Origin of the sequence: Methylotenera sp., assembly GCF_036401095.1 — a bacterium.
GTDB lineage: Bacteria > Pseudomonadota > Gammaproteobacteria > Burkholderiales > Methylophilaceae > Methylotenera.
On record NZ_DASWWA010000001.1, the window covers coordinates 229,251 to 254,449 of the forward strand.

General features: G+C 45.3%; 21 protein-coding genes. 12 read left to right on the forward strand and 9 right to left on the reverse strand.

Annotation, left to right across the window (positions count from 1 at the left end):
* The first annotated feature begins 14 nt into the window (after positions 1-14).
* From VGD82_RS01040 to VGD82_RS01065, 6 genes are all read left to right on the forward strand, one after another.
* Positions 15-518 carry a pilus assembly protein PilP gene (locus tag VGD82_RS01040; RefSeq protein ID WP_331018753.1) on the forward strand — a complete coding sequence of 168 codons (504 nt, stop codon included), beginning with the start codon at positions 15-17 and terminating at the stop codon, positions 516-518.
* 170 nt (positions 519-688) lie between these two features.
* Complete coding sequence (gene pilQ / locus VGD82_RS01045) at positions 689-2,848, forward strand: type IV pilus secretin PilQ (RefSeq protein ID WP_331018618.1); 2,160 nt, start codon at positions 689-691, stop codon at positions 2,846-2,848.
* Between the two features lie 193 nt (positions 2,849-3,041).
* A complete protein-coding gene (locus tag VGD82_RS01050; RefSeq protein ID WP_331018754.1) occupies positions 3,042-3,521 on the forward strand; it encodes a shikimate kinase in 480 nt (159 codons plus the stop codon).
* An 8-nt stretch (positions 3,522-3,529) separates the two neighbouring features.
* Positions 3,530-4,612: a 3-dehydroquinate synthase gene (gene aroB, locus VGD82_RS01055; RefSeq protein WP_331018619.1), complete on the forward strand. Its 1,083-nt coding sequence runs from the start codon at positions 3,530-3,532 to the stop codon at positions 4,610-4,612.
* Positions 4,613-4,751: 139 nt separating this feature from the next.
* Entirely contained in the window at positions 4,752-5,876 is a 1,125-nt protein-coding gene (locus tag VGD82_RS01060) for a deoxyguanosinetriphosphate triphosphohydrolase (RefSeq protein WP_331018620.1), read from the forward strand.
* A gap of 408 nt (positions 5,877-6,284) precedes the next feature.
* On the forward strand, positions 6,285-7,502 hold the full coding sequence (locus tag VGD82_RS01065; protein WP_331018621.1) for a porin: 1,218 nt from the start codon (positions 6,285-6,287) through the stop codon (positions 7,500-7,502).
* Positions 7,503-7,923: 421 nt separating this feature from the next.
* On the opposite strand, the gene ntrC is transcribed toward VGD82_RS01065, so the two are convergent.
* The 4 genes from ntrC to glnA all read right to left on the reverse strand — a co-directional run bounded on the left by ntrC (position 7,924) and on the right by glnA (position 12,914).
* Entirely contained in the window at positions 7,924-9,321 is a 1,398-nt protein-coding gene (ntrC, locus tag VGD82_RS01070) for a nitrogen regulation protein NR(I) (protein ID WP_331018622.1), read from the reverse strand.
* A gap of 108 nt (positions 9,322-9,429) precedes the next feature.
* A complete protein-coding gene (gene glnL / locus VGD82_RS01075; protein WP_331018623.1) occupies positions 9,430-10,524 on the reverse strand; it encodes a nitrogen regulation protein NR(II) in 1,095 nt (364 codons plus the stop codon).
* A gap of 301 nt (positions 10,525-10,825) precedes the next feature.
* Positions 10,826-11,326: a DUF4124 domain-containing protein gene (locus tag VGD82_RS01080; protein WP_331018624.1), complete on the reverse strand. Its 501-nt coding sequence runs from the start codon at positions 11,324-11,326 to the stop codon at positions 10,826-10,828.
* 178 nt (positions 11,327-11,504) lie between these two features.
* Positions 11,505-12,914: a type I glutamate--ammonia ligase gene (gene glnA, locus VGD82_RS01085; protein ID WP_331018625.1), complete on the reverse strand. Its 1,410-nt coding sequence runs from the start codon at positions 12,912-12,914 to the stop codon at positions 11,505-11,507.
* A gap of 328 nt (positions 12,915-13,242) precedes the next feature.
* Here glnA and VGD82_RS01090 point away from each other — a divergent pair, with 328 nt between their 5' ends.
* From VGD82_RS01090 to VGD82_RS01105, 4 genes are all read left to right on the forward strand, one after another.
* Positions 13,243-13,707 (forward strand): rhodanese-like domain-containing protein, encoded by a 465-nt coding sequence (locus VGD82_RS01090; protein ID WP_331018626.1) that lies wholly within the window; start codon positions 13,243-13,245, stop codon positions 13,705-13,707.
* Positions 13,708-13,709: 2 nt separating this feature from the next.
* Entirely contained in the window at positions 13,710-14,558 is an 849-nt protein-coding gene (gene aroE, locus VGD82_RS01095; protein ID WP_331018755.1) for a shikimate dehydrogenase, read from the forward strand.
* Positions 14,555-15,289 (forward strand): monofunctional biosynthetic peptidoglycan transglycosylase, encoded by a 735-nt coding sequence (gene mtgA / locus VGD82_RS01100; RefSeq protein ID WP_331018627.1) that lies wholly within the window; start codon positions 14,555-14,557, stop codon positions 15,287-15,289. Before aroE ends, mtgA begins: the two co-directional genes overlap by 4 nt.
* A gap of 79 nt (positions 15,290-15,368) precedes the next feature.
* Entirely contained in the window at positions 15,369-16,196 is an 828-nt protein-coding gene (locus tag VGD82_RS01105; protein ID WP_331018628.1) for an HDOD domain-containing protein, read from the forward strand.
* A 98-nt stretch (positions 16,197-16,294) separates the two neighbouring features.
* Here VGD82_RS01105 and uvrA read toward each other — a convergent pair whose 3' ends face one another.
* Positions 16,295-19,108 carry an excinuclease ABC subunit UvrA gene (uvrA, locus tag VGD82_RS01110; protein WP_331018629.1) on the reverse strand — a complete coding sequence of 938 codons (2,814 nt, stop codon included), beginning with the start codon at positions 19,106-19,108 and terminating at the stop codon, positions 16,295-16,297.
* A 246-nt stretch (positions 19,109-19,354) separates the two neighbouring features.
* Here uvrA and VGD82_RS01115 point away from each other — a divergent pair, with 246 nt between their 5' ends.
* Both VGD82_RS01115 and VGD82_RS01120 read left to right on the forward strand, forming a co-directional pair.
* Entirely contained in the window at positions 19,355-20,758 is a 1,404-nt protein-coding gene (locus VGD82_RS01115; RefSeq protein WP_331018630.1) for an MFS transporter, read from the forward strand.
* A gap of 2 nt (positions 20,759-20,760) precedes the next feature.
* The gene (locus VGD82_RS01120) at positions 20,761-21,255 is read left to right on the forward strand and encodes a single-stranded DNA-binding protein (RefSeq protein ID WP_331018631.1); all 495 of its coding nucleotides are present in this window, start codon (positions 20,761-20,763) and stop codon (positions 21,253-21,255) included.
* A 128-nt stretch (positions 21,256-21,383) separates the two neighbouring features.
* Here the strand turns inward: VGD82_RS01120 and modC are convergent, their stop codons facing one another.
* Genes modC through VGD82_RS01140 form a run of 4 tightly spaced genes read right to left on the reverse strand, consistent with a single transcriptional unit; the run spans position 21,384 to position 25,118 of the window.
* Positions 21,384-22,022 carry a molybdenum ABC transporter ATP-binding protein gene (gene modC / locus VGD82_RS01125; protein WP_331018632.1) on the reverse strand — a complete coding sequence of 213 codons (639 nt, stop codon included), beginning with the start codon at positions 22,020-22,022 and terminating at the stop codon, positions 21,384-21,386.
* Entirely contained in the window at positions 22,015-22,725 is a 711-nt protein-coding gene (modB, locus tag VGD82_RS01130) for a molybdate ABC transporter permease subunit (protein ID WP_331018633.1), read from the reverse strand. Before modB ends, modC begins: the two co-directional genes overlap by 8 nt.
* 12 nt (positions 22,726-22,737) lie before the next feature.
* Positions 22,738-23,520 (reverse strand): molybdate ABC transporter substrate-binding protein, encoded by a 783-nt coding sequence (gene modA, locus VGD82_RS01135; protein ID WP_331018634.1) that lies wholly within the window; start codon positions 23,518-23,520, stop codon positions 22,738-22,740.
* A 26-nt stretch (positions 23,521-23,546) separates the two neighbouring features.
* On the reverse strand, positions 23,547-25,118 hold the full coding sequence (locus tag VGD82_RS01140; protein WP_331018635.1) for an alginate export family protein: 1,572 nt from the start codon (positions 25,116-25,118) through the stop codon (positions 23,547-23,549).
* Positions 25,119-25,199: the final 81 nt, after the last annotated feature.

Genomic DNA, 25,199 nt, shown 5'->3' on the forward strand with positions numbered 1-25,199 from the left:
CCTTGCCAATTATCATGCCACTTTTGGTTTGTGGAGTGTTTAGTGCAGGGCTTGCTGGTTGTAGCTTTGAAGAAGGTGATGATCTTGATCAGTATATGCGTGATGCGACTAAAGACGTTAAACCCAGAGTGAAGCCGTTACCAGAAGTGCAGCCATATATGGCTTTGCAATATAACGCTGATGGCACGCTGGTTGATCCGTTTCGTGCCCGTAAGGCGGTGAATAAATCGAGCGTACTGCAGCCTAATTTGAATCGCCCCAAAGAACCGATGGAGGCTTACCCGCTAGAAAGTCTGAAATATGTAGGTTTGCTGTCTAAAAGTAAGCTTACCTATGCCTTGCTTAAAACACCTGATGAATCGGTACAGCAAGTTAAATTGGGTAATTATGTCGGGCAGAATTTCGGTAGAGTCATACAAATTAAAGATAGTGAATTAGTATTAGTGGAACTTGTGCAAGACGACCTTACTGGTGATTGGGTTGAGCGTACTACAAGCTTGGTATTGCAAGAGCAGTAATTAGTCGCATGGGATACTGTCGGCTTTAGGTTAAAGCATTTTGGCTTTATTGATAGTTGTTGAATATGTAGTGCAGTAATGGTTCGTTTTAAGGTGGTCAATTTATAGTGACAGCGTATTAGGCCCTAGAAATTTTTATATTTTTAGGAAGTAGGATTTAAGGTGAAATAATGAAAACGAATATTTGGATATCAAAACTTTTGCAAGCAACTATGTTGCTTGGCTTAGCCTTAGGTTCGGCTTTGGTTCTTGCTGAAGATCAGACTGGACTAACTAATAAAATTGAGAGCGTCGATTATTCAACGCTGCCTGGTGGTCGCGTCAATATTCGTGTAAGAACTACAGAGCCATTAGCAAATCCACCTGCTGGGTTTACACTAAACAATCCTTCTCGTATCGCACTGGATTTTCCTAAGGTTGGTAATGGCTTAGCAAAAAACAATATTCCAGCAGAAGCTGGTGCATTAAAAAGTGTAACGTTGGCGCAGGGTAAAGATCGTACCCGTATGGTACTTAACCTATCAAAAAACGTAGGTTATAGCACAACAGCAAAAGGTAATGAAGTGACTATTCTGTTGCAGGCGAATGAGGCGTCAGCAGGTACGGCGGTGGAGACAAAATTCTCAGAGCCTGTTTTGGGAAGTAAAGCAGTAGCTATCAATAACATAGACTTCATGCGCGGAAAAAATGGTGAAGGGCGTATTATTGTTGATTTGTCAGATCCGTCCGCAGGTATCAACATCAAACAAAAAGGTAAAACTATCGAAATTGATTTTATTAATACGGATGTGCCCGCCAGTTTGCAACGCCGTTTAAATGTAATTAACTTCAATACACCTGTGCTTTATGTCGATACGATAAAGCAAGGCAAAAATGGACGGATGACTATTGAGCCTAAAGGTAATTGGGAGCAGTCAGCATATCAGGCAGATAAAAAGTTCATCATTGATGTGCGTCAGGTGTTGGAAGACCCAAATAAATTAGTGCGAGGCTCTAAACCTGGTTATGCAGGTGAGAAACTGTCTTTAAATTTCCAAAATATTGAAGTGCGTGCAGTGCTACAGGTAATTGCTGACTTTACCGGTCTGAATATTATTACCAGCGACACAGTTACCGGCAACCTTACACTGCGTCTTAAAGATGTTCCTTGGGATCAGGCGCTTGAGATTATTATGCAAAGTAAGGGCTTGGATAAGCGTAAAAATGGTAATGTGATTTTAGTGGCACCTGCGGATGAAATTGCGGCAAAAGAGAAGCAAGCTTTTGAAAGCCAGCAGCAGATTGATGATGTTGAACCACTACGCACGGAAGTGTTTACTTTGAAGTATATGAAAGCTGAGGCTTTAAAAAATATTTTAAGTGACCCTAAACAAAAGATATTGTCCAAACGCGGTAATGCGGTACTGGATCCGCGTACTAATACTGTATTTGTGCAAGATACGCCTAAATATTTAGAGCAGGTACAAGCTATCATTAATAAGACAGACATACCAGTCAAGCAGGTGATGATTGAGTCACGTCTGGTGATTGCTGATGATAAGTACAGTAAGGCGCTAGGTGCTAGGCTGGGCGTTACTCAAACAGGTACGCCTGGTAGTAGTGTCGGTACGTTAAGTGGTACTTTAGGTAATCGCCCAACTGCAGTGTCAACCACAGGTGTAGTCACTCAAGGTACTCACAATGGTGCAGTGCAAACTACATTAACTAATGGCGGCGTGTTTACCAGCTCTGACGGGCAACCTGATTTAATGTCGAACCTAGCGGTTGCAAACGCGACAGGGTCAATTGCTTACAGTATTTATAATGTTGCAGCGGGCTTGTTGCTCAATTTAGAGTTAACCGCTATGGAGACTGATCAACGGGGTAAGATTGTATCTAGTCCGCGTGTTATTACCGCGAATCAACATAAAGCAAAAATCGCAGCAGGTACTGAGATTCCTTATCTACAAGCTTCAAGTAGTGGCGCTACCAACGTTGCGTTTAAGCCTGCTGTATTAAGCTTGGAAGTGACTCCGCAAATTACGCCAGATGAGAAAATCATCATGGAGCTTGATATTAAAAAGGACAAAGTCGGTCAAATCTTCAACGGAGTACCATCAATTGACACTCAAAATATTAATACCCAAGTACTGGTAGGCAATGGTGAGACTGCTGTGCTAGGAGGGATTTTTGAACAGATTGAACGTGACGATGTAAGTAAGGTGCCTTTCTTTGGAGATCTGCCACTTTTTGGTAACTTATTTAAGAAGAAAACTCGTCAAAATGATAAAACAGAGTTGTTGATATTTATCACTCCAAAAATAGTGGATGAGCGCCTGACCCTGCAATAATAGATGATGTTGGTTATGTAGCGACAATGCAGTTCATTGTTTTGATAAAATGCCCATCTGGAATATGATGGGCATTTTGTTTTAATGGCTGTTGTGACTAAATCACGCTGGGCATTGTAATGCGCTAGCGCTATGAGAGTATGTAGGTAATAAGGATGGTTTTAATTTGAACAATATCTATTTTATAGGTCTGATGGGTGCAGGTAAAACCACCATAGGGCGAATGCTCTCTAAACAGCTAGACAAGGAATTTTATGATTCAGATGTTGAAATTGAGCGTAGAACTGGCGTAAAAATCCCGCTTATTTTTGAGTTGGAAGGTGAGGATGGATTCCGTAAACGCGAGACTCTTGCGCTTGAGGAGTTGTGTCAGCTTAACGATATTGTTATGGCAACGGGTGGTGGCGCGGTGCTCATGCCTGAGAATCGTGTTTTATTGAAAAAAAGTGGAAAAATCATCTACCTACGCGGCAAAGTTAATGATTTATACCAGCGTACTCGACATGATAAAACCAGACCATTACTGCAAGGAGGGAATATGAAGCAAAAGCTGGAGCGTTTGTATTTAGAGCGTGATCCTATTTACACCAGTTTGGCCGATTATATTGTAGATACCGGCGCTCAATCTGCACTTGAGATTACCGCTTATATTGAAGATTTATTGAAAAAGTAAACATGGTTATGCAAACACTAAAAGTAGAATTAGCGAATAGAAGTTATCCAATCTATATAGGGCGGTCTTTGATCACTAATGCCGATCTGATACTGCCGCATCTAAAGCGCAAACATGTGGCAATTGTGACAAATACAACGGTAGCACCTCTATATCTTGAGGCTATAAGCAATACGCTACAAGCTGCGGGCGTGACTGTAATCCCAATTATATTGCCAGATGGTGAGGCATATAAAAATAGTGAAACGCTTAATCTAATTTATGATGCATTGCTACAAAATCGCTGTGAGCGTAGCACCACACTCATCGCACTTGGTGGTGGGGTAATCGGTGACTTAACCGGTTATGCTGCTGCGACTTATTTGCGTGGAGTTCCATTTATACAGATACCAACTACGCTGTTATCGCAGGTAGACTCATCTGTTGGCGGTAAAACGGGCATCAATCATCCGCTTGGTAAAAATATGATAGGTGCTTTTTACCAGCCACAGCTTGTACTGGCAGATATTGATACTTTGCAAACCTTACCCGCACGTGAGTTTTCTGCAGGCATGGCTGAAGTGATTAAGTATGGCCTAATTAGGGATGCCGAGTTTTTTGATTGGTTAGAAGAGCACATAGAGCAATTAATGGCATTAGATGAACAAGCAATAACCGAGGCTATTTATCGCTCATGCCAAAATAAAGCAGACGTGGTTGCGCGTGATGAGCATGAAACAGGCGAAAGGGCCTTGTTGAATTTAGGTCATACATTTGGGCATGCTATAGAAAATGCGATGGGCTATGGTGTTTGGCTACACGGTGAGGCCGTAGGTGCTGGCACAATGATGGCTGCAGACTTATCGCAACGCATGGGCTGGCTAACAGTAGATGAGGTGAAGCGGATTCGTCAGTTATTAACCGCTGCCAAACTACCGTTAGATGCGCCAAAGTTGGGTGTGGAAAAGTATCTTGATTTAATGCAGCTAGATAAAAAAGTGGCTGATGGAAAAATCAGGCTTGTGTTACAGCAAGCGATTGGTCAGTCAGTCATTACTAGTGACTATGACGCTGAAAAGCTAAAAGAAACCCTGTCTTTATCAGTTATATAATCAATATTTGCTAATCCTCGCCTAGCAGCATACTAGGCGAGACATTGCTTACGTACGCAACATTTTGTTTAATTGTCATCGGAGTCGTGCTGGGAGCTAGTGGCTTGCGAGAAGTAGCTTACCTATATAAGATGCAAGCATGAATACTCTTGCTCCCTACGCTGCCAATCCAGATCAATCTATTGGACGGCATCATGCCGAACCCGCTTCGTCAACACGCAATGCATTTCAGCGTGACCGAGACCGCATCATTCACTCAACAGCCTTTCGGCGCCTAGAGTATAAAACTCAGGTGTTTGTAAATCATGAAGGTGACCTATTCCGCACGCGGTTGACGCATAGCCTAGAGGTTGCCCAAATGGCGCGCGGCATTGCAAGAACCTTAAATCTGCATGAAGACCTCACTGAGGCGATTGCGCTGGCGCATGATCTTGGTCATACGCCGTTTGGCCATGCTGGGCAAGATGCACTTAATGATTGTATGCGCGATTACGGTGGGTTCGAACACAATTTACAGTCGTTACGTGTGGTTGACCAGTTAGAGCAACGCTATGCGGAGTTTGATGGCTTAAACCTCACGTTTGAAGTGCGAGAAGGCATACTTAAGCATTGCTCAATTAGAAATGCCAGGCAGCTTGGTGATGTGGGCGTGCGTTTTATCAAAAAAACCAGTCCTAGCCTAGAGGCGCAACTGACAAATTATGCAGATGAAATTGCCTATAACAACCATGATATTGATGATGGTCTGCGCTCAGGGTTAATTAGTATTGAACAGCTATCGACTGTGGGATTGTTTGCGCAGAATCTGGCTGAGGTTAAGGCGAAATACCCTGTACTAGAGCAGAAACGACTAGTGCATGAAACAATACGCCGCATGATTAACACCTTGGTTGTGGATTTATGCACACAGAGTGCAAAAAATATTGCACAGCATCAACCTGCTAGTATTAATGATATTAGGCAGCTACCGCAATTAATCGGATTTAGTGAAGATATAGCTAAACAAAACTTAAAGCTAAAGCAGTTTTTACGCAAAAATCTATATCAGCACTATAAAGTGAATCGCATGAGTGCAAAGGCGGTCAGAATAGTGCGTGAGTTATTCGCGTGTTTTTATGAAAACACAGGATTATTGCCAAATGAGTTTCAAATCTATGCCGAAGTAGATAAGGCACGTGCAGTAGCGGACTATATTGCAGGGATGACAGACCGATTTGCGATAAGAGAACATCGCAAGCTATTTACGGTAGAAGAGTATCTGTAGGTTGAGCTAATCAACCTGTGCTGTTGGTGCAACTTACGAAAATTGTAGTGGTGGCTCTGTCGTTGCGTGCGAGCTTAGCAGTAGCAGGAAAGTTAGCGTCTAACTCACATTGATAATAAGGAGAGGCAATAAGCCTAATTAACAAGCTCCGAGGTTATAAATTCATCTGCCAAACGTGCAATGTTGCAAAATTACAACAAATGTAAGTAATTGTGACAAAAAGCCCAACTTTTAGTTGTAAGCCTAAAAATCTTTGTGCATACTACGCTCTACCTTCTTAGTGAATGCTACTTAAGTAGTAAACGTTGAGAGAGTTTGCAAACTTTCTCTTTGGTTTGGTTGCCGTACGGTAACAAACTGATGAGGTAATCGAGTAATAAAAATAGTAATATTTTTTAGGAGATTTATATGAAAACAACAATTAAATTAGCAGTTGCTTCAGCTTTAGTAGCTGCAGCTTCAAGCGCACAAGCTGGTATCACAATTCCAGCTGGCGATTGGACATTAGACATTGGTGGTGTTGTAAACGCTTACTACACAACTACTAAATACAGTGGTGACAACGGTGGTACAGCTGCTTTAGGTTTAGGTAACGGTGATGCAGCATCATCAAACAACATCACTACTGGTTTGTTGCCAAACTACTTATCAGTTTCTGGTAAAACACGTCAAAACGACTTAGACGTTGGTTTCACAATCAGCTTAAACCCAGGTGCTTCAACATCTAACTCAGGCGTTCAAACTGCTCAGCAAGAAAACCGTCAAGCATTCTTGACATTCGGTGACAAATCATGGGGTTCTATCAAGTTAGGTAAAGATCTAGGTATCTACGCATCTGACGCTATCTTGAACGACATGACATTGTTAGGCGTTGGTGGCGGTGCTGGTGCACTTTCAGGCAACACAACAACATTAGGCCGTATCGGTTCAGGTTTCATGTATGCTGACTGGAAATCACAAGTTGCTTACTCATCACCAAACTGGAATGGCTTTAGCTTCACAGTTGGTTTGACACAAGGTTGGAATTCAGTTGCTGCTGCTGAAGGTGCTGGCATTTCTAGCTTAGCAAGCAGTGGCCGTAGCGGTGCAGGTTCTGCTTACGAAGGTAAAGCTTCATACGAGTGGGCTGGCGACGTAGCTGGTAAAGTTTGGGCTTCAGGTATCTATCAAAAAGTATCTGGCTTCTCAGGTACTCCAGGTGCTGACAATGCTCAAGCATTCGATATCGGTACTACAGTTAACGTGGCTGGTTTCGGTTTAACTGGTTACTACGGTAAAGGTGACGGTATTGGTCAAACATTCCAATTACGTAACGGTTTTGATGCAAACGGTAAGTCACGTGATTCAGACCAATGGTACGTACAAGGTACATACACACTTCCAGGTGTAGGTACTAAATTGGGCGTTTCATACGGTGAGTCTACATTAGATGGCAACCGTGCTACTGATTCATGGAAAGATCTTCAAGATTCAATGTGGACAGTTGGTGCTTACCACCCACTTACAAAACACTTGAACTTGGTTGCTGAGTACTCAGAGTCTGAGCGTGATTTAGACAACCGCGCAACAGCTGACGTTAAAGCTAAAGCAAAAACTGTTTCTTTAGGCGCGATCTTATTCTTCTAGGATAAGACAGGGGTTTCCCTGTAGTGTTTAAGTAATAGATTAAAAAACGGCAACTTAGGTTGCCGTTTTTTTTATGTAGCACTGGCATTTATGACTGCTATGTGATGCAACTCTTAGCTACAGAAATGTCGCTGAATCGGCCTGAGTTTTTTATAGAGACTTTCTGGTTGACGCCTGATTAGTAAAGCTATAGGTGGTTATGCGGTAGGCTAGATGTTGTAATATGCCAAGAGTCAATAAGCTGAGAAAAGTAGTATCTTTGAGTTATGTGCTGCGTGTAGTAAAAAGGCTCCGCCAAATAAACCATAGCTATTGATGATGTAAAGAGCAGCAAGCGTCATTGCTCGCTAACCTAATAACCCTAGTCCATGCAAAGCAAAGCCTATGTTGTGTGTCTACCAGCTTACTTTTTACTCTAGCTCTACTCTTCGATACCAAGTTCCTGAATCTTCCTTGTGAGCGTGTTGCGTCCCATGCCTAGTTGGTTAGCGGCTTCAATCCTGCGACCGTGGGTATGCTCTAGCGCTTTTTCAATCAGAATGCGCTCAAAAATTTGAGTGCGCGATTCCAACACATTTTGCTCGCCACGGTTGAGTGCGTCGGTCACTTCTGCTGCAAGGGCTTCTTGCCATGAGCCGTTAGAGTCTACTTTATTCCCGTCCTGTTTTAATTCTGGCGGCAGGTCTGCAATGTCAATGTTTTGACCTGGGGCCATCACAGTAAGCCAGTGGCATACATTTTCTAGTTGGCGTACGTTACCGCTCCAGTTTACCGCGCTTAAGAATTTTAGTGCGGCAACAGAGGGTTGTTTTGCCTCTACGCCTAGCTCGGTCGCGCTGTGCTGTAGGAAATGCTTAATCAGCAGCGGGATATCCTCACGGCGTTCACGTAAAGCTGGTAGGCGTAGGCGAATTACGTTCAAGCGATGAAATAGGTCTTCGCGGAATAAGCCGTTTTTAACGCGCTCTTCCAAGTCTTGGTGGGTGGCTGCAATAATGCGCACGTTGACTTTAATCGGCTGATGGCCGCCCACACGATAGAATTGGCCGTCACTCAGTACCCGTAATAAACGCGTTTGGAGATCAGCTGGCATGTCACCGATTTCATCTAAAAACAGGGTGCCAGTGTCAGCTTGCTCGAAGCGCCCACGGCGCCCTGCAGCCGCGCCGGTAAACGCGCCGCGCTCATGACCAAATAGTTCTGACTCTAACAAGTCTTTGGGGATGGCGGCAGTATTGATGGCGATAAACGGTTTATCTGCGCGTGGGCTGTGGCGATGTAATGCACGCGCTACAAGCTCTTTACCGCTGCCAGACTCGCCGTTGATTAGCACGGTGGCATGCGAGCGGCTTAAGCGGCCAATGGCTCTAAAAACCTCCTGCATGGATGGCGCTTGGCCGATGATTTCGGGCGTGTCTTCAGCCACTGAGCTGAAGCCGTTTTCAGAGGTTTGTCTGGTACTTTCTTCTACAGCACGTTTAATAATATCGATTGCTTGATCAACATCGAAAGGTTTGGCAAGGTATTCAAATGCACCGCCTTGAAATGCTGCAACAGCACTTTCAAGGTCGGAGTAAGCTGTCATAATAATGACCGGAATGTCTGGGTGCCTGCGTTTGATTTCACTCAGAAGGTCTAAACCTGAACCGTTTGGCATGCGGATGTCGCTGACGACAACTTGCGGTTGCTCGTGCTCCAGCGCATTGAGCGCTTCTACCACTGATGAGAACGTTTTGAACTCAAGATCAGTACGGGCAAGCGCCTTTTCAAAGACCCAGCGTATAGATTTGTCGTCGTCAATAATCCAAATTGGTTTCATAGGTTTCTCATTTATCAGTAATGCTATATAAGTTGCACAAAATTTTGCTTATTATTTTCTTTGTATCTACTTCATTTAACATCGTGTTCTGCAGAGTGCAGTGCACGACTATTGCATCTTTGTTGCCGGTTTAATTGCGGTAGTTTCAATAGGTAACAGTATGGTGAAGCGGGTGTTACCTGGTGTACTATCGCAATCAATCATGCCGTGATGCTGTGTGACAAAAGTTTGAGCCAGAGTCAAGCCTAGCCCTGTGCCACCTTCGCTGCCTGATACCAGTGGGTAAAAAATACGGTCACGTATGTCAGCAGGAATACCTGGGCCGTTATCAATAATCTCGAGTTTAATGGCAACGCGATAACGCTTTCTGGCAAGGGTTACTTGTCTTTCTGCTCGTGTTTTAAAGGTAATTTGGCTGTTAGGTGTTTTGCTGGATTGCATGGCTTGTACGGCGTTGCGTGCAATATTTAATACTGCTTGTATCAGCTTCTCACGGTCGCCAATAATTTCTGGCAGACTTAAATCATAATCACGTTTAATTAAGATGCTGCGTGGCGATTCTGCGAGTAACAAGCTACGTACGCGCTCTAACACTTCGTGAATGTTGGTTGGCTGATACTTGGGCACGCGATGCGGAATTAAAAGCCTATCCATTAGCGCCTGTAGTCTATCAGCCTCTTTGATAATCACTTGCGTGTATTCGCGTAGGCTAGGTGATGGCAGTTCGTGCTCTAGCAACTGCGCTGCGCCACGTAAGCCACCAAGCGGGTTGCGGATTTCATGCGCTAAGTTACGTAATAGCTCGGCATTTGCCTGTTGTTGGATCAACATGCGCTCTTCACGAGCGATCCTTAATTGCGCATCCATCGGTTGGAACTCTAAAATCAAGCTCGCAACCACCGATTCTATTGGCGTTACTGTACAGGTGACTGCAAACGAGTTGTGTCGGTGGGTGCTGATGGTGAACTCATGCTCACGGAATGGGCTTTGTTCTTTAATGGCGTTGTTTACTGCGAGCATTAAGATTTCACAGTCTGGAAACACCTCATTGATATGCTGACCAACGATTTGAGTTGCACTAAAGGCGAATATAATTTCGGCACCAGGGTTAACGTAAGCGACGCGGCAGCAATCATCCAGTAGGATGATTGCTGTTGCTAAATGTTCTAGGCCAGCAAAGTGGTCTGGCGTTGGTTGAACCATAATAGTGCTTCACTCGTTATTTCATTGATTGACTTAGCATAAGCAAAAGGCAGACCAGTTTTAACATATAGTATGAATAAGTTTTTAAAATATGCCACAGCCATACATGGTGGTTATTAACCCATTGAATATCAATGTTAAAAAACCTTTGAGGTGCTAAATATTCGGATTTAGTTAATCAGTAAAATCTATTAAATCCGAATATCGATGGGTTTAAGTATAGCAGGAATAGAAAACAAAAAAGCCACCACTGCACCTAAATGGTGCGATGATGGCTTTGCTTGTTATTAAAGCAGGGTAATTAGCGTAGTGAGTCGAGTTCTTTTTGCAAAAGCTCGATATTTTTTTTGTGGTTGTCTACGTTGGCCTGCAGGTTTTTCATTTTTTCTTCGAATTTTGGAACGTTTCTAAAGGTCTGCCCGGTAGCGGTTCTGTAGACTTCAGGGTTGGATTCGCCCTCTGCATAAGCTTTTTTCGCTTCTTCTAGCGCTTGTTTCTCAGCCTCAAGCTCGTTTTGCAAGATTTCTCTACGTTTGCCATCGCGCTGATTTTGCGTGTTGGAATCTACGCGTGGAAAGCTATCGGGTGTTGCTGTCCGCTTTGACGGGGTGGTGCTGGCTTTGGGTCTGTTTTCGTTGGTAATATTGTTGGCATCAGGGTCCAGCTCTAGGCGTGTGGCACCTTTGCTTTTAATATTAGAGTAAGTCACTCGACCATCGGCATCTACACGCTTATAAATTTCAGCAAATGCATGGCTTGAGAGCGTAATAGCAATCAGTGATAAAAATAAGTGTTTTTTCATGAGGTGAGTTTATTAGAGTTAATCAAATAAGGCAACATGGATTAAGTTGAGGGGCATTTCACCGCTTAACGATTGCTTGCTGTATTGCGTTGACGTTGTTGTTTGCATGGATATTAGGCGCTAAAAATCAAAAAGGGCGATAAATCGCCCTTTTTGATTGAATCAAACTAACAACACATTAGCAAGAGTAGTACAAACCAAACTCAGCTGGGTGTGGAGTCATGCGTACTTTGTTTACTTCTTCCATTTTCAATGCAATGTAAGCATCGATCCAGTCATTAGTAAATACGCCACCTTTAGTTAAGAACTCACGGTCAGCATCAAGTGCTTCCAGCGCTTGCTCTAATGATGCGCAAACTGTTGGGATCTTAGCGTCTTCTTCTGGTGGAAGATGGTACAAGTCTTTAGTTGCAGCTTCACCTGGGTGAATCTTGTTTTGTACGCCATCTAAACCAGCCATTAGCAATGCAGAGAATGCCAAGTATGGGTTAGCGATTGGATCTGGGAAGCGCGCTTCAACACGGCGGCCTTTGTCAGAATGCACAAATGGAATACGGATAGAAGCTGAACGGTTTTTAGCTGAGTAAGCTAATTTAACTGGTGCTTCAAAGTGTGGCACTAAACGTTTGTATGAGTTAGTACCTGGATTTGTGATCGCGTTCAATGCACGGGCGTGTTTGATGATGCCGCCGATGTAGTAAAGTGCGAACTCGCTCAAACCAGCGTAACCGTTACCTGCGAACAGGTTTTTGCCATCTTTCCAAACTGATTGGTGAACGTGCATACCTGAGCCGTTATCGCCAGCGAATGGTTTTGGCATGAATGTAGCAGTTTTGCCGTAAGCGTGAGCAGTGTTCAGGATTACGTATTTTTGGATTTGAGTCCAGTCAGCACGTTGTGTCAATGTGCTGAATTTTGTACCAATTTCACATTGGCCAGCAGTTGCAACTTCGTGGTGGTGTACTTCAACTGGCACGCCTAGTTGTTCCAATGTTGTACACATTGCTGAACGGATGTCGTGTAGTGAATCGACTGGTGGCACTGGGAAGTAGCCGCCTTTAACGCCTGGACGGTGACCTGTGTTGCCGCCTTCAAATTTCTCGTTTGATGACCATGCGCCTTCTTCAGAGTTGATGCGTACTGAGCTGCCGTTCATTGAAACATCCCATTGGATGCTGTCAAAAATGAAGAACTCTGGTTCTGGACCAAAGTAAGCTGTATCGCCTAAGCCGCTTGATTTTAAGTATGCTTCAGCACGTTTTGCCAAGCTACGTGGGTCGCGGTCATAACCTTTACCATCAGTAGGGTCTACAACGTCACAAGTCAATACTAGTGTTGGCTCGTCGAAGAATGGATCGATAAATGCAGTGCTTGCGTCTGGCATCAATTGCATGTCAGATGCTTGGATACCTTTCCAGCCAGCGATGGAAGAGCCGTCAAAAGCGTGGCCTTCTGTAAATTTGTCTTCATTGAAGTGTGACACTGGCACTGTTACGTGTTGCTCTTTGCCGCGTGTATCAGTAAAACGAAAATCAACAAATTTAATGTCGTTATCGATTACCAATTTCATTACGTTTTCCACTGACATTAGAATCTCCTATAGTGGTGTGGGTTAAAATAAAACAAGTAAAAATTCAACTCATAAGATTAGCAGGAAACGTGCCAATCTGAAAGGCGCTAAGCGCTTGAATTTTAGGGGGTAAATAAAACCAACTTCAGATTGATGCACCAATTCAATGCATTTTGCGATTTTATGCACAAAATAGGTGCAAAAGAGCATCGGTGACATGGTTTGTCACAACAGGTTTAAGCATAATCTTAAAGATGGTTTATTATAATTCGAACGGCAGTAATGGTGTTAACAAAAAGGCGTTAACAGGTTGTTTTTGGATAGGTAATTTAAGGACAAATGTATCATGAGTGATATACAGGAAATTTTAGCGCAGGCAGAAAAGCGTGCGATTGAAAAACGTTTGACTTACGCTGGTGCGCTTACGCCGCAAGAGGCTGATGCGATTTTGCGTGCTGATGCGAGTGCGCAGTTGGTAGATGTGCGCACCAAAGCGGAGCTGGAGTTGGTAGGGCGTGTGCCATCTGCGCTGCATGTGGAGTGGGCTTTTTACCCAGGCATGGTGGCTAACCCGGATTTTGCTGCGCACTTACAGGCGCAACTTAAGCAAAAAGGTGCGGATAAAGATACAGTGATTATGTTTTTATGCAGAACTGGCGGGCGTTCACATAATGCGGCGTTGGTTGCGGAGTCTTTAGGCTATTTGCATGTGTATAACGTGCTGGAAGGCTTTGAAGGTGATGCCAACGAGTATAAGCAGCGCACCCTGATTAACGGTTGGAAGCACGCAGGCTTGCCTTGGACGAATTAATGATGGTGGATAAGTATGCGGTGATTGGTAATCCAATCGTACATAGTAAGTCGCCCTTGATTCATGCAGCTTTTGCACAGCAAACTGGGCAGGCTATGAGTTATGAGGCTATTCTGTCGCCGTTAGATGGGTTTGAGGCTGCGGTTGAAGCGCTGATGGCTAGCGGCTACAAAGGGCTGAATGTTACGGTGCCGTTTAAGTTTGAGGCATTGAAGTTTGCGTCTACGCGCGGCAAGGTTAACTCCTGTGCGGAGAGAGCTGGTGCATCAAATACCCTGATATTCGATGCGAACATAGGCGTGATTGCAGACAATACCGATGGTGTGGGGCTGGTGAACGATATCACTCATAATATTAAGTTTGAGATCCGTCATAAAAGGGTGCTGGTCTTAGGTGGTGGCGGTGCTGCTTTTGGGATTCTTCAGCCTTTGGTTGAGGCAGCGCCTGGCTCTATTGTGATTGCTAATCGTACCTTTGCTAAAGCAGATGAGGCGGCCAATCGGCTTGCCGAGATTGTTAAAGCAAGTAACAGTAGGGTCTCAGGCCTGCCTAAGCGTTTTGAGGAGCTAGATGGTTTGCAGTTTGATTTAATCATCAATAGTACATCCGCCGGTTTGACCGATAGTACTTTGCCTATTTCCGATTCAATTTTTGCTGAAGGCTGCCTAGCTTACGACATGATGTATGGTCGTGAAACGCCTTTTATGGCACAGGCACGCCGTAATGGTGCGCAAGTAGCAGATGGTTTGGGTATGTTGGTAGAACAGGCGGCTGAGGCATTTTATTTGTGGCGTGGTGTTCGCCCTGACACTAAACCGGTGATGGATAAGATAAGGGCGCTGGCAATATGATTACCTGGTTGATGAATAGTAAACCTAATGCATCGCCGCTAAGTGTTGGCGCTTATTTAGAGCGGGCTGCGGTGCTTTTTATTGCTTTTGTGCTGTTGTATCAGGTTTGGATATTTTTGCATATTTGCTGGTGGGTTAAATTTAATCCTTCTTCTAGCGCATTCATGGAAGACCGCTTAGAAGTTATTCAAGAAAATCGCCCGGATGCAGAACTGAAGTACAAATGGGTGGATTATGGAAAAATATCCAACAACTTGAAGCGTGCGGTGATTGCGTCGGAGGATGCGAAGTTTCTTGATCATGAAGGCTTTGATTGGGATGGCATACAGAAGGCGTATGAAAAAAACCTGAAAAAAGGCAAGATTGTGGCTGGCGGCTCTACCATTAGCCAGCAGCTGGCAAAGAATCTGTTTTTATCAACCAAAAGAACACCTTGGCGTAAAGGGCAGGAGGCCATCATTACCATCATGCTGGAAAACGTCATGTCTAAACGGCGCATTCTAGAAATTTATCTCAATGTGATTGAGTGGGGTAATGGCGTGTTTGGTGCGGAGGCGGCCGCACGGCATTACTATAAAACGAGCGCGGCGGGTTTAAGCAAAGGGCAGGCAGCAAGGCTGGCGGCAATGATACCTAACCCACGTTTTTACGATAAGCATCAGTACACGCGTTATCTCAATCGGCGTACCGGTAAGATACAGGCAAGAATGCATATGGTGCCAGTGCCTTAACTTAGGCGCGGCATGTTGATGCCTAATTTGGATGAGCGTCTGATGTGTTGTCTATCACTCGCGGTAAAAGGAGGGGCGTATGCAGTCTGTAGAGGATTTTTTTAATTCGATTGCGCGCTTACCTAGCTTGCCTAAAGTGGTGCAAGAGGTGATGCTGATGCTCAGCAATGACAGCGTGGATATTAATCAGCTGGCGAGCCTAATCAAGCAAGATGCAGTAATTGCCGCCAAGGTGCTGAAAATGGCCAACTCATCATTTTATGGTGTGACGCGTGCCGTTAAAAATATCGACGATGCGGTTGCTATTTTAGGCTTGGCTAAGCTGCGCTCTTTGGTGATTGCCAGTGGAGTTACCGGGGCGGTTGCTAATGTGCCGGGTTTGGATTTAAAAAGATTCTGGATTCATAGTTTGCTTGCCGCTAGTATCAGTCGTGACATTGCCAAGCAAATGGAACTGGATGCTGAAATGGCTTATCTGGCCGGGCTATTGCACAATATTGGTGATTTATTGCTGCACTTGGTCTCTCCTGCAATGTGTGCTGAGGTAGATGCTTTGTGTGCGGATACTTGTTCAGAGCAGCGGTGTTTGGTGGAGCGTGATGTCATTGGCTTGGATCACTGTCAGATTGGTGAAGAGTTGGCGCTACGTTGGGATTTCCCGTCCGAAATTTCACGCGTGCTACATTACTATGCGACGCCGCTGGATAAAAATGCTTGTGCAATTGCGCCTGTGGTTTATATAGCGGTGCAGATTGCACAAGGACTAGTGCGCGGCGATGATGCCAGTAATATCAGTTTGTCTTTAAATACAGAAGTGGCTCAGCACTTGACGTTGGATGCTGATGCCTGGCAAACATCAATTGAGCACTATCGTGGCTTGCTGCAAGAAGCCAATGCGATGATGTAGCCTTGTGATTGCGGCGTGTACTGCCTGCTAGACTTATTGCTTTTAGAGCGCTGATTAAAATTCGTAGCCTGTATTTAATCAGCGTTTTTAGTTGTTGGCTAAAGCATCAGTTTTAAGTATTTGGCGGTGTAGCTAATATCGCTTGTTGCAACCTGCTCAGGCGTACCTTCGGCAATCACCATGCCGCCGCCATCGCCACCTTCTGGCCCCATGTCTACAATCCAGTCCGCGGTTTTAATCACGTCCAGATTATGCTCAATAATCACAATGGTATTGCCCGCGTCGCGTAGGCGATGAATCACATCTAGCAATAATTGTATGTCGGCAAAGTGCAGGCCAGTAGTTGGCTCATCCAAAATGTAAAGCGTACGGCCGGTGTCACGCTTACTTAGTTCCAGTGCCAGTTTCACGCGCTGCGCCTCACCACCGGATAGCGTGGTCGCACTTTGTCCTAGCGTAATGTAACCCAAGCCTACATCCAGCAAGGTTTGCAGTTTTCTTGCAATCACAGGCTGTGCACTGAAAAAGGCGTGGGCCTGTTCTACAGTCATGCCTAGAATTTCATGGATGTTTTTGCCTTTGAACTGAATCTCTAGCGTTTCGCGGTTATAGCGCTGACCTTTACATACATCACATGGGACATACACATCGGGTAAGAAGTGCATTTCTACACGTAGTACGCCATCACCTTGGCATGCCTCGCAACGGCCGCCCTTTACGTTAAATGAGTAGCGGCCTGGGCCGTAACCGCGCGCACGGCTTTCTGGTACGCCAGCGAACAAATCGCGGATAGGCGTAAACAGGCCAGTGTAGGTGGCTGGGTTAGAGCGTGGGGTGCGTCCAATCGGGCTTTGGTCTACATCGACTACTTTATCAAAAAATGCTAAGCCGTCGATTTCTCCGTAAGGTGCGGGTTCGGTGCTACTGCCGTAAAGGTGCTGTGCCACGATGCGATACAGCGTGTCGTTAATCAAGGTAGACTTGCCGCTGCCAGACACGCCGGTGATGCAGCTGAGTAAGCCAACCGGTAGTTTTAAAGTCACGTCTTTCAAGTTGTTGCCAGTGGCATGGCTCATGGTGAGCCAGCGTTCTGGGTCTGGTGCTGTGCGTTTTTTGTTATAGGTGATTTGGCGTTTGCCACTTAAATATTCACCGGTAACAGAGTTTATATTCTCTTTAATTTCGGCAGGGGTACCTTCTGCCACAATGCGGCCGCCGTGCTCGCCTGCGCCCGGGCCAATGTCGACCACGTAGTCTGCCGCCATAATTGCATCTTGGTCATGCTCCACCACAATGACGCTGTTGCCAATGTCACGTAAACGTTTGAGTGTATCCAGTAGGCGGTCGTTATCACGCTGGTGTAAGCCGATTGACGGCTCATCTAGTACATACATCACGCCGGTTAAGCCGCTGCCTATTTGTGATGCTAAGCGAATACGCTGCGCTTCACCGCCCGAAAGGGTTTCTGCCGAGCGTGACAGTGACAGATACTCTAGCCCAACGTTAGTGAGAAATTTTAGGCGGTTGCTAATCTCTTTAACAATTTTGTCTGCAATCGCTAGTTTGGCACCAGTTAACTCCAGCGAATCAAAGAAAGTGAGTGCTAACTTTAGCGGCACTTGGCACACTTCGTGGATGTTTTTGTTGCCCACTTTTACGTGGCGCGCCTCTTTGCGTAAGCGTGTGCCTGCGCAGTCCGGGCAGCTTTGTGAGTTGAGGTATTTTGCCAACTCTTCACGTACGGTTTGTGAATCGGTTTCGTGATAGCGGCGTTGCAGGTTGTTTAAAATACCTTCAAACGTGTGGATTTTTTGGTAAAACACGCCGCGTTCGTTCAGGTATTTGAACGGGATTTCTTCTTTACCGCTGCCGTTAAGCAGTATCTTTTGAATAGGCTCAGGCAGTTGTTCAAATGTAGTGTCTAAATCGAACTGGTAATGCGCAGCCAAGCTAGCCAGCATCTGGAAGTAAAACTGGTTGCGCTTATCCCAGCCTTTGATCGCGCCAGAAGCTAATGATAAGTGCGGAAATGCAACCACGCGTTTTGGGTCAAAAAAGTTGATGTTGCCTAAACCATCGCAAGTAGGGCATGCGCCCATTGGGTTATTGAAAGAGAATAGACGCGGCTCTAGTTCCGCAAGTGAGTAGTCACACACTGGGCAGGAGAACTTGGCTGAGAATAGCAACTCTTTGTCGGTATCCATTTCCACTGCAATTGCTTTGCCATCAGCTAAACGCAATGCGGTTTCAAATGATTCTGCGATGCGCTGTTTCATGTCTGGCTTGACCTTGATACGGTCAATCACTACGTCGACATTATGCTTGGTGGTTTTTGCTAGCTGAGGCAACGCATCTACTTCGTAGATTTTACCGTCCACGCGCAACCTGACAAAGCCTTGTGCTTTCAGCTCTTCAAACAGGTCAATTTGCTCACCCTTGCGGTTGGAAACCACAGGCGCCAATATCATGAGTTTTGTATCTTCAGGTAATGCCAATACGCTATCCACCATTTGGCTGACCGTTTGCGCCTCAAGTTTAATACCGTGCTCAGGGCACTCTGGGTCACCGGCACGTGCATATAGTAGACGCAGGTAATCGTGGATCTCTGTCACCGTACCCACGGTGGAGCGCGGATTGTGCGAGGTGGATTTTTGCTCAATGGAAATCGCTGGCGACAAGCCTTCAATTAAATCGACATCAGGTTTATCCATACGTGCCAAAAATTGGCGTGCATAGGCTGATAGCGATTCTACATAGCGGCGCTGACCCTCGGCATACAAGGTGTCAAAAGCAAGTGAAGATTTGCCGGAGCCGGATAATCCAGTAATCACAACTAGTTGATTACGTGGAATATCCAGAGAAATATTCTTTAAATTATGCGTGCGTGCACCGCGAATACGAATTAAATCCATATAGCTAAATCCATTGTACTTTTACTCACCTGTGTGTCTGATAAGATAGTCGCGCATTACGCAATATTTTATGATGTAGGTAAAGTTTGTGAAAGAGGTGGTGTTTTGGCCCATGAGCCAAGCCAGCAAACGCTGCATGCTATAAAATAGGCAATTGACCATATGCAATTTTATGAAACATTCAGGTTAACATTAAGGCAACCTGCTAATATACCTACTTTTACGCAATTAGCTTAATTATTTTTCATGTCATCACCGCAACATCTCTCATCAGAAAAAATGACCCCGGCAGAAACCCGTGCGACTTTGAGTTTAGCCTCTATCTATGGCTTGCGAATGTTTGGTATGTTTTTGATTTTACCGATTTTTGCAATTTACGCATCTACCTTGCCTGGCAAGCCTAGCAGCTTTATAGTGGGCTTGGCGTTAGGTGCTTATGGGCTGACCCAAGCCTTGCTGCAATTGCCATTTGGCATGGCCTCCGATAAATACGGCCGCAAGCCGATGATTTATCTGGGCTTGGCTATTTTTGCCGTCGGTAGTTTAGTTGCGGCACTAGCCGGCAGTATTGAAGGTATCATTATTGGCCGCGCCTTACAGGGTGCAGGCGCTGTTTCTGCGGTAGTTACGGCTTTGGTTGCTGATTTAACCCGTGATGAGCACCGCACCAAGGCCATGGCTACCATCGGTGTAACGATAGGCGTTGCGTTCTCAGTGTCATTGGTTGGCGGCCCAATTTTGAATCAATGGATTGGGGTGCCTGGTATTTTTGCCTTGACCGGTGTATTGACCTTGGCGGCGATTGCCGTAGTGCGTTTTGTGGTGCCAGACCCAGTGCATAGTCATTACCATTCTGATGCCAGTGCTACGCCTGCCAGATTAAAAGATGTGCTTAAAAATAAGCAGTTATTGCGTTTGAATTATGGCATTTTTGCCCTGCATGCGGCACAAATGGCGATGTTTGTAGTGGTACCGTTTGCGATTGTGAGCGCCAGCGGCATGCATGAAAACCAGCATTGGCAGGTCTATTTACCTATCGTGTTGGCATCCTTTGTACTGATGGTGCCGGCGATTATTTATGCTGAAAAGCAATCCCAAATGAAACGCGTGTTTGTGATAGCGATTGCCATGATGTTGGTGGCGCAATTGATGTTTTCGGTATCGATAAATTATTTCTGGGGGATTGTTGCCTCACTCACTGTTTATTTTGTTGCTTTCAACGTGCTAGAGGCTTCACTGCCATCGTTAATCAGCAAAATTGCGCCAGCTGCAGCCAAAGGCACCGCGATGGGTGTTTACAACACGGCGCAGTCTTTAGGGATTTTTGTGGGCGGTGCATTAGGTGGTTATCTATCTCATGTTTACGGCTTTGCAAGTGTGTTTGTATTTTGTGGCATGATGATGCTTTTATGGCTATTATTAGCGCTTTCAATGCAAGCGCCGTTAGCGGTTAGAACCAAAATGTACACCATGGAAGCGTCTGCTGATCAAATGACAGCAGAGGTGGCAGCGAGTGTGCGAAATAGCCTTGCAAAACTGGCTGGCGTAATAGAAGCCGCAGTGTTGCCGCAAGAGCGCACTGTTATATTGAAGATAGATAAATCGTATGATTGGGATGACGCCCAAGTGTATCAATTGTTGAGAGGATAAACATGGCATCAGTAAATAAAGTGATATTGGTTGGTAATCTTGGTCGCGACCCAGAAGTGCGCTATATGCCAAATGGTGAGGCCGTATGTAACTTCAGTATTGCAACAACCGATAGCTGGAAAGATAAATCAGGCGCCAAGCAAGAACGTACTGAGTGGCACAATATTGTGATGTATCGCAAACTGGCTGAAATTGCAGGCGAATACCTGAAAAAAGGCCGTCCGGTGTATGTAGAAGGTCGTTTGCAAACGCGCAAATGGCAAACTAAAGAAGGCCAAGACCGCTACACGACTGAAATTATTGCAGACCAAATGCAAATGCTGGGTGGTCGCGATGGTGGCGGCTCAAACGCTAGCTATGATGGTGGCATGGATCAAAGTGGTGACAATGATTACAACCAAGCCCCTAGCCAAGGTCAGGCAAGACAAGCGCAAGCAGCAAAACCTGCCACCAGTGGCTCTGGTTTTGATGACTTTGAGGATGATATTCCGTTTTGAGATGTGCCAAGTAACACAGTGTAAACAATAACCCCATGAGTCTATGATTCATGGGGTTTTTCTTTGTTTACGTATTATATTTACGTTTGGTGGTGATAAGTTGCTATTTGGATGGTAGTTGCGATAACTTAGTCCACTATTTTCCCTGCGTTGATATACACCACGTTATTGGTAATTTGCATGATTTCATCCTTGGAGTGGCTGATGTAAATCATGGGGATGTTAATTTCGTCTGCCACTTTCTTTAAAAACGGCAGGATCTGGCTTTTTAAAGACTCATCCAAAGACGCCATCGGTTCATCTAGCATAAGTAATCTAGGTGAGCTGAGAAGGGTGCGGCCAAGCGCCACGCGCTGTTTTTCGCCGCCAGATAGTTGGTGCGTAGTGCGTTTGAGCAGCGGTTCAATTTCTAGTAAATTGACGATGTCTTTTAAATGAAACTGCTGTTCATGTGCAGGAATAAACTTCAATGGGTAGCGCAAGTTATGCTCTACGTTTAAATGTGGAAATAAACGCGCATCCTGAAATACTAGGCCTATTCTGCGTTGGTGAATGGGTTTGTTGATTCTTTTTTCATGGTCAAATACAGTTTCTCCGTTCACCACCACTCTGCCTTGATCTGGCTTGCTAATACCAGCAATCACATTGAGCAAAGTACTCTTGCCTGAGCCTGATGGGCCAAAAATAGCTGTTAGGTGTTGGTCTAGCTGTAACGATACGTCCAGCTCAAAGTCTTGGCGTTTAAGTTGTGCGACGACCTCAATCATGGCTATGCCCAATCTGCTGGCTCGCTTTGCGCTCCAGCCTATCGCTAATCATGAGTGCACCTAATGCCAGTACCATGCTGATAATCACTAAACGCAGCGCGGCTAAATCGCCATCTGGGGTTTGGGTGAGTGAGTAGATGGCGAGCGGCAGGGTGCGGGTTTCATTTTCGATATTACCCACAAATGTAATGGTTGCGCCGAACTCACCCATGCTGCGGCTAAATGCCAAAATGAGGCCGGTAATAATGCCAGGCATGGATAAAGGCAGTGTGACAGTAAAAAATACACTGAGCGGGCGCGCACCCAGTGATTGGGCTGCCAGCTCTAAGCGGCGATCCACATGCGAAATTGCTAGCCTGATTGAACGTACCATGAGTGGAAAAGCCATCACTGCCGAGGCCACGACTGCGCCTAGCCAAGTGAATGCGATGCTAAATCCAAAGTGTTCATTCAGGAATTTACCAATCAGGCCATTATTGCCGAACAGCAGTAACAGTAAATAGCCTGGTACTACCGGCGGCAGTACCAGCGGGAGGTGAATCAGGCTGTCTAACAATGATTTGCCCGGGAAGGATTTTCTGGCAAGTAACCATGCCACCGCTATCGCAGGTGCGATGATTAAGAGCACGCAACATACTGCTACCTTGACAGATAGCAGTAATATGGCGATTTCGGCAGGCGTGAAACTGAAAAACTCCAGCATTTGATTAGTTTGTTATTTTTTTCCTAAGAACGTAAAACCGTACTTAGTAAAAATAGCTTTTGCCTTATCTGATTTTAAATATTCATAAAAGTCTGCAGACTTTGCGCTTGCGTCTTTAGTGAGTGACAGCGGGTACAAAATTGGCTCATGCACATTATCTGGAAAGGTCGCGATAACTTCAACCTTGTTGGATATTTTTGCATCAGTTTCATACACTATACCTACTGCGCACTCTGCTCTTTCCACCAAGGTAAGTGCTGCACGTACATCTTGCGTGCCCACTATCTTAGATTGGCCTGCATCCAGCCATGCGAGAGAAGTTAGCGCTTGCTTCGCGTAAATGCCTACGGGTACTGATGCCATTTCACCGGTACAAAGTTTGCCGTTAAATGCACCAAAAAAGTCGAAAGATTTATTCATAGTAACATCAAAGCGCTTGCCCACAGGTGCAATCAGCACCAAGTGGTTAGTCAGCAAGTTAGACACAGTATTGTCTTTTAACGCATGTTTGTCTTTTAAATAATTCATCCATTTGGTGTCTGCAGAGATGAAAATATCTGCGGGTGCACCATTCTCGATTTGCTTGGCAAGAGCAGATGACGCTGCAAACGATGTTTTAATTTGCGCCCCTTTCTCTTGCTCGTAATTGGCCGAGATTTCATTGATGGCGTTGGTAAGGCTGGCCGCCGCAAACACCACCACCGCCTCTTTGTTTTCCGCAGCATTTAGGCTGGTAGCTAACGCTAAGCAGATGCTGGCGATTGCTACTTTTAAATATTGATTGAATTGCATCATAAACTCCAAATTCCTATGTGAATAATTTAGAACGCACTGATTTCAAATTGCACGTATAGATAGTCGGAATCATCTCTGCGTGTAGGGTCGTCTTTGTTGCTTGAAATTTGCGTAGCGTTTTTCGTAAAGTTACCTGCCATAAAGTGGGCATAGCCAATCGAGGTGTAGATTTGGCTGTTAATCGGGAAGCGCGCCGTGATATCGAACTCTTCGCCAATGTCGCTGCCGCTTAGGCCTTTGGTGTCGCGCAGTGTGGCTGGGCCCCAGCTGTCGGTGTCGCTTTCTAGGCGGTACCAGTTGTAGCCAGCGTCAATCTTCAAGTTTTTGATAAAGCTGACTTTAGGGTCAAACTCTACTCTCAGCTTGGTTGCTCGGATGTTAGACATTTCCATGGTATCGCTGTTAGACCATGGGCGTGCAAATCCAAACAGGCGTTCAAAGCGCTGGTTTTTCTTGTCAGTTGAGCTTTTATCGCCTGTTGCCACGCCATAGAAGCCGCTTAATCTAGGTTTCCAAGATTGGTCGAACGTATAGCCCACCTCTGCGTTGTAGGCGTAAGCATCATGGTCGATTTTAGTTTTATTGGTGAGGCTGGTATCTTGCTCGCCCCATTGTTTAACGTAATTGGTGTCGTAATCCCAGCCAGTTTTGCCTAACACACCGTATGCGCGTAAGCCTGCGGTATGGATGGTGCGGTCGATTCTGCGCGTTGCACTTGTTTCATCACGGCCATTGAGGTCATATTTAACTTTGTCGCCATCTTGTTTGAGCAGGTAGTAGTAAGGTTGTAAGTTAATGACTTCAGACCATCTTCTCCAATTGCCCAGCGCACCATAAAAATGTTGCGCATCGTTATCTTCGTCTGCTTGCACCGTAAAACGTTGCACCGGTTTGAATGCAAAGGTTTCTAATTGCCAGTCGTTGCTTTGCTGGCCGATAATGGCACGCACTCCCTCGAAGTTATTGGTAGTGTTGCGATAACCATTACGTGCTACCAGCCTCTTATCGCCTTGCTCCAGCGCTTGGCGGCCAACTTTAATACTAATTGGGCGATTGTTGCCTAAGTCATCTTTGCCTAGTGGAGTCTCTTTGAAAAACAGTTCCAAATAAGCCTGTACTACCTCACCTTGGTTAACGTCGCGCGTGTCGAACTCACGGCTGAATTGGCTATGGTTGCGTCTGGCGTCGCCTATCTCTACTGCAAAGCGCAGTGGGTCCAAAATGTCCTTAATGCCAACATAAGCGCGTGTTCTGAGCAAGATTGGATCATCAATCACGTCTTTGGCGCGCCTAAAGTCATTGTCGCGGTGCTCGTATCTAATTCTGTGGTCTAAACCTATATATAGCCAGCTTACATCCTCCAGCCCGCTCACATCTTTTAACCATGTTTTATTAAGCTGTTTTACGTATTTTGGCGGTTCGGTTTCCAGTGAGGTGCCATAGCTTTTACGCTCTACGTAGTATGTGCCGCTAGTGCCTTCCGCAGCAGATGCGTACTGCATGCTTGCAGCTAATAAAATCGGCGCACATAACGCACTTGTATATGGCTTGGTGCGGGTTGGTTGGCAAGGTGCGCTCAGGTTGGACGAGTTCTTCATAGGACAATGATTATTGTAATTTTTTAAGAAGACGCAATTTAAGCACAAACCTCGCTATGTTTCAATGAATATAGCGATGAT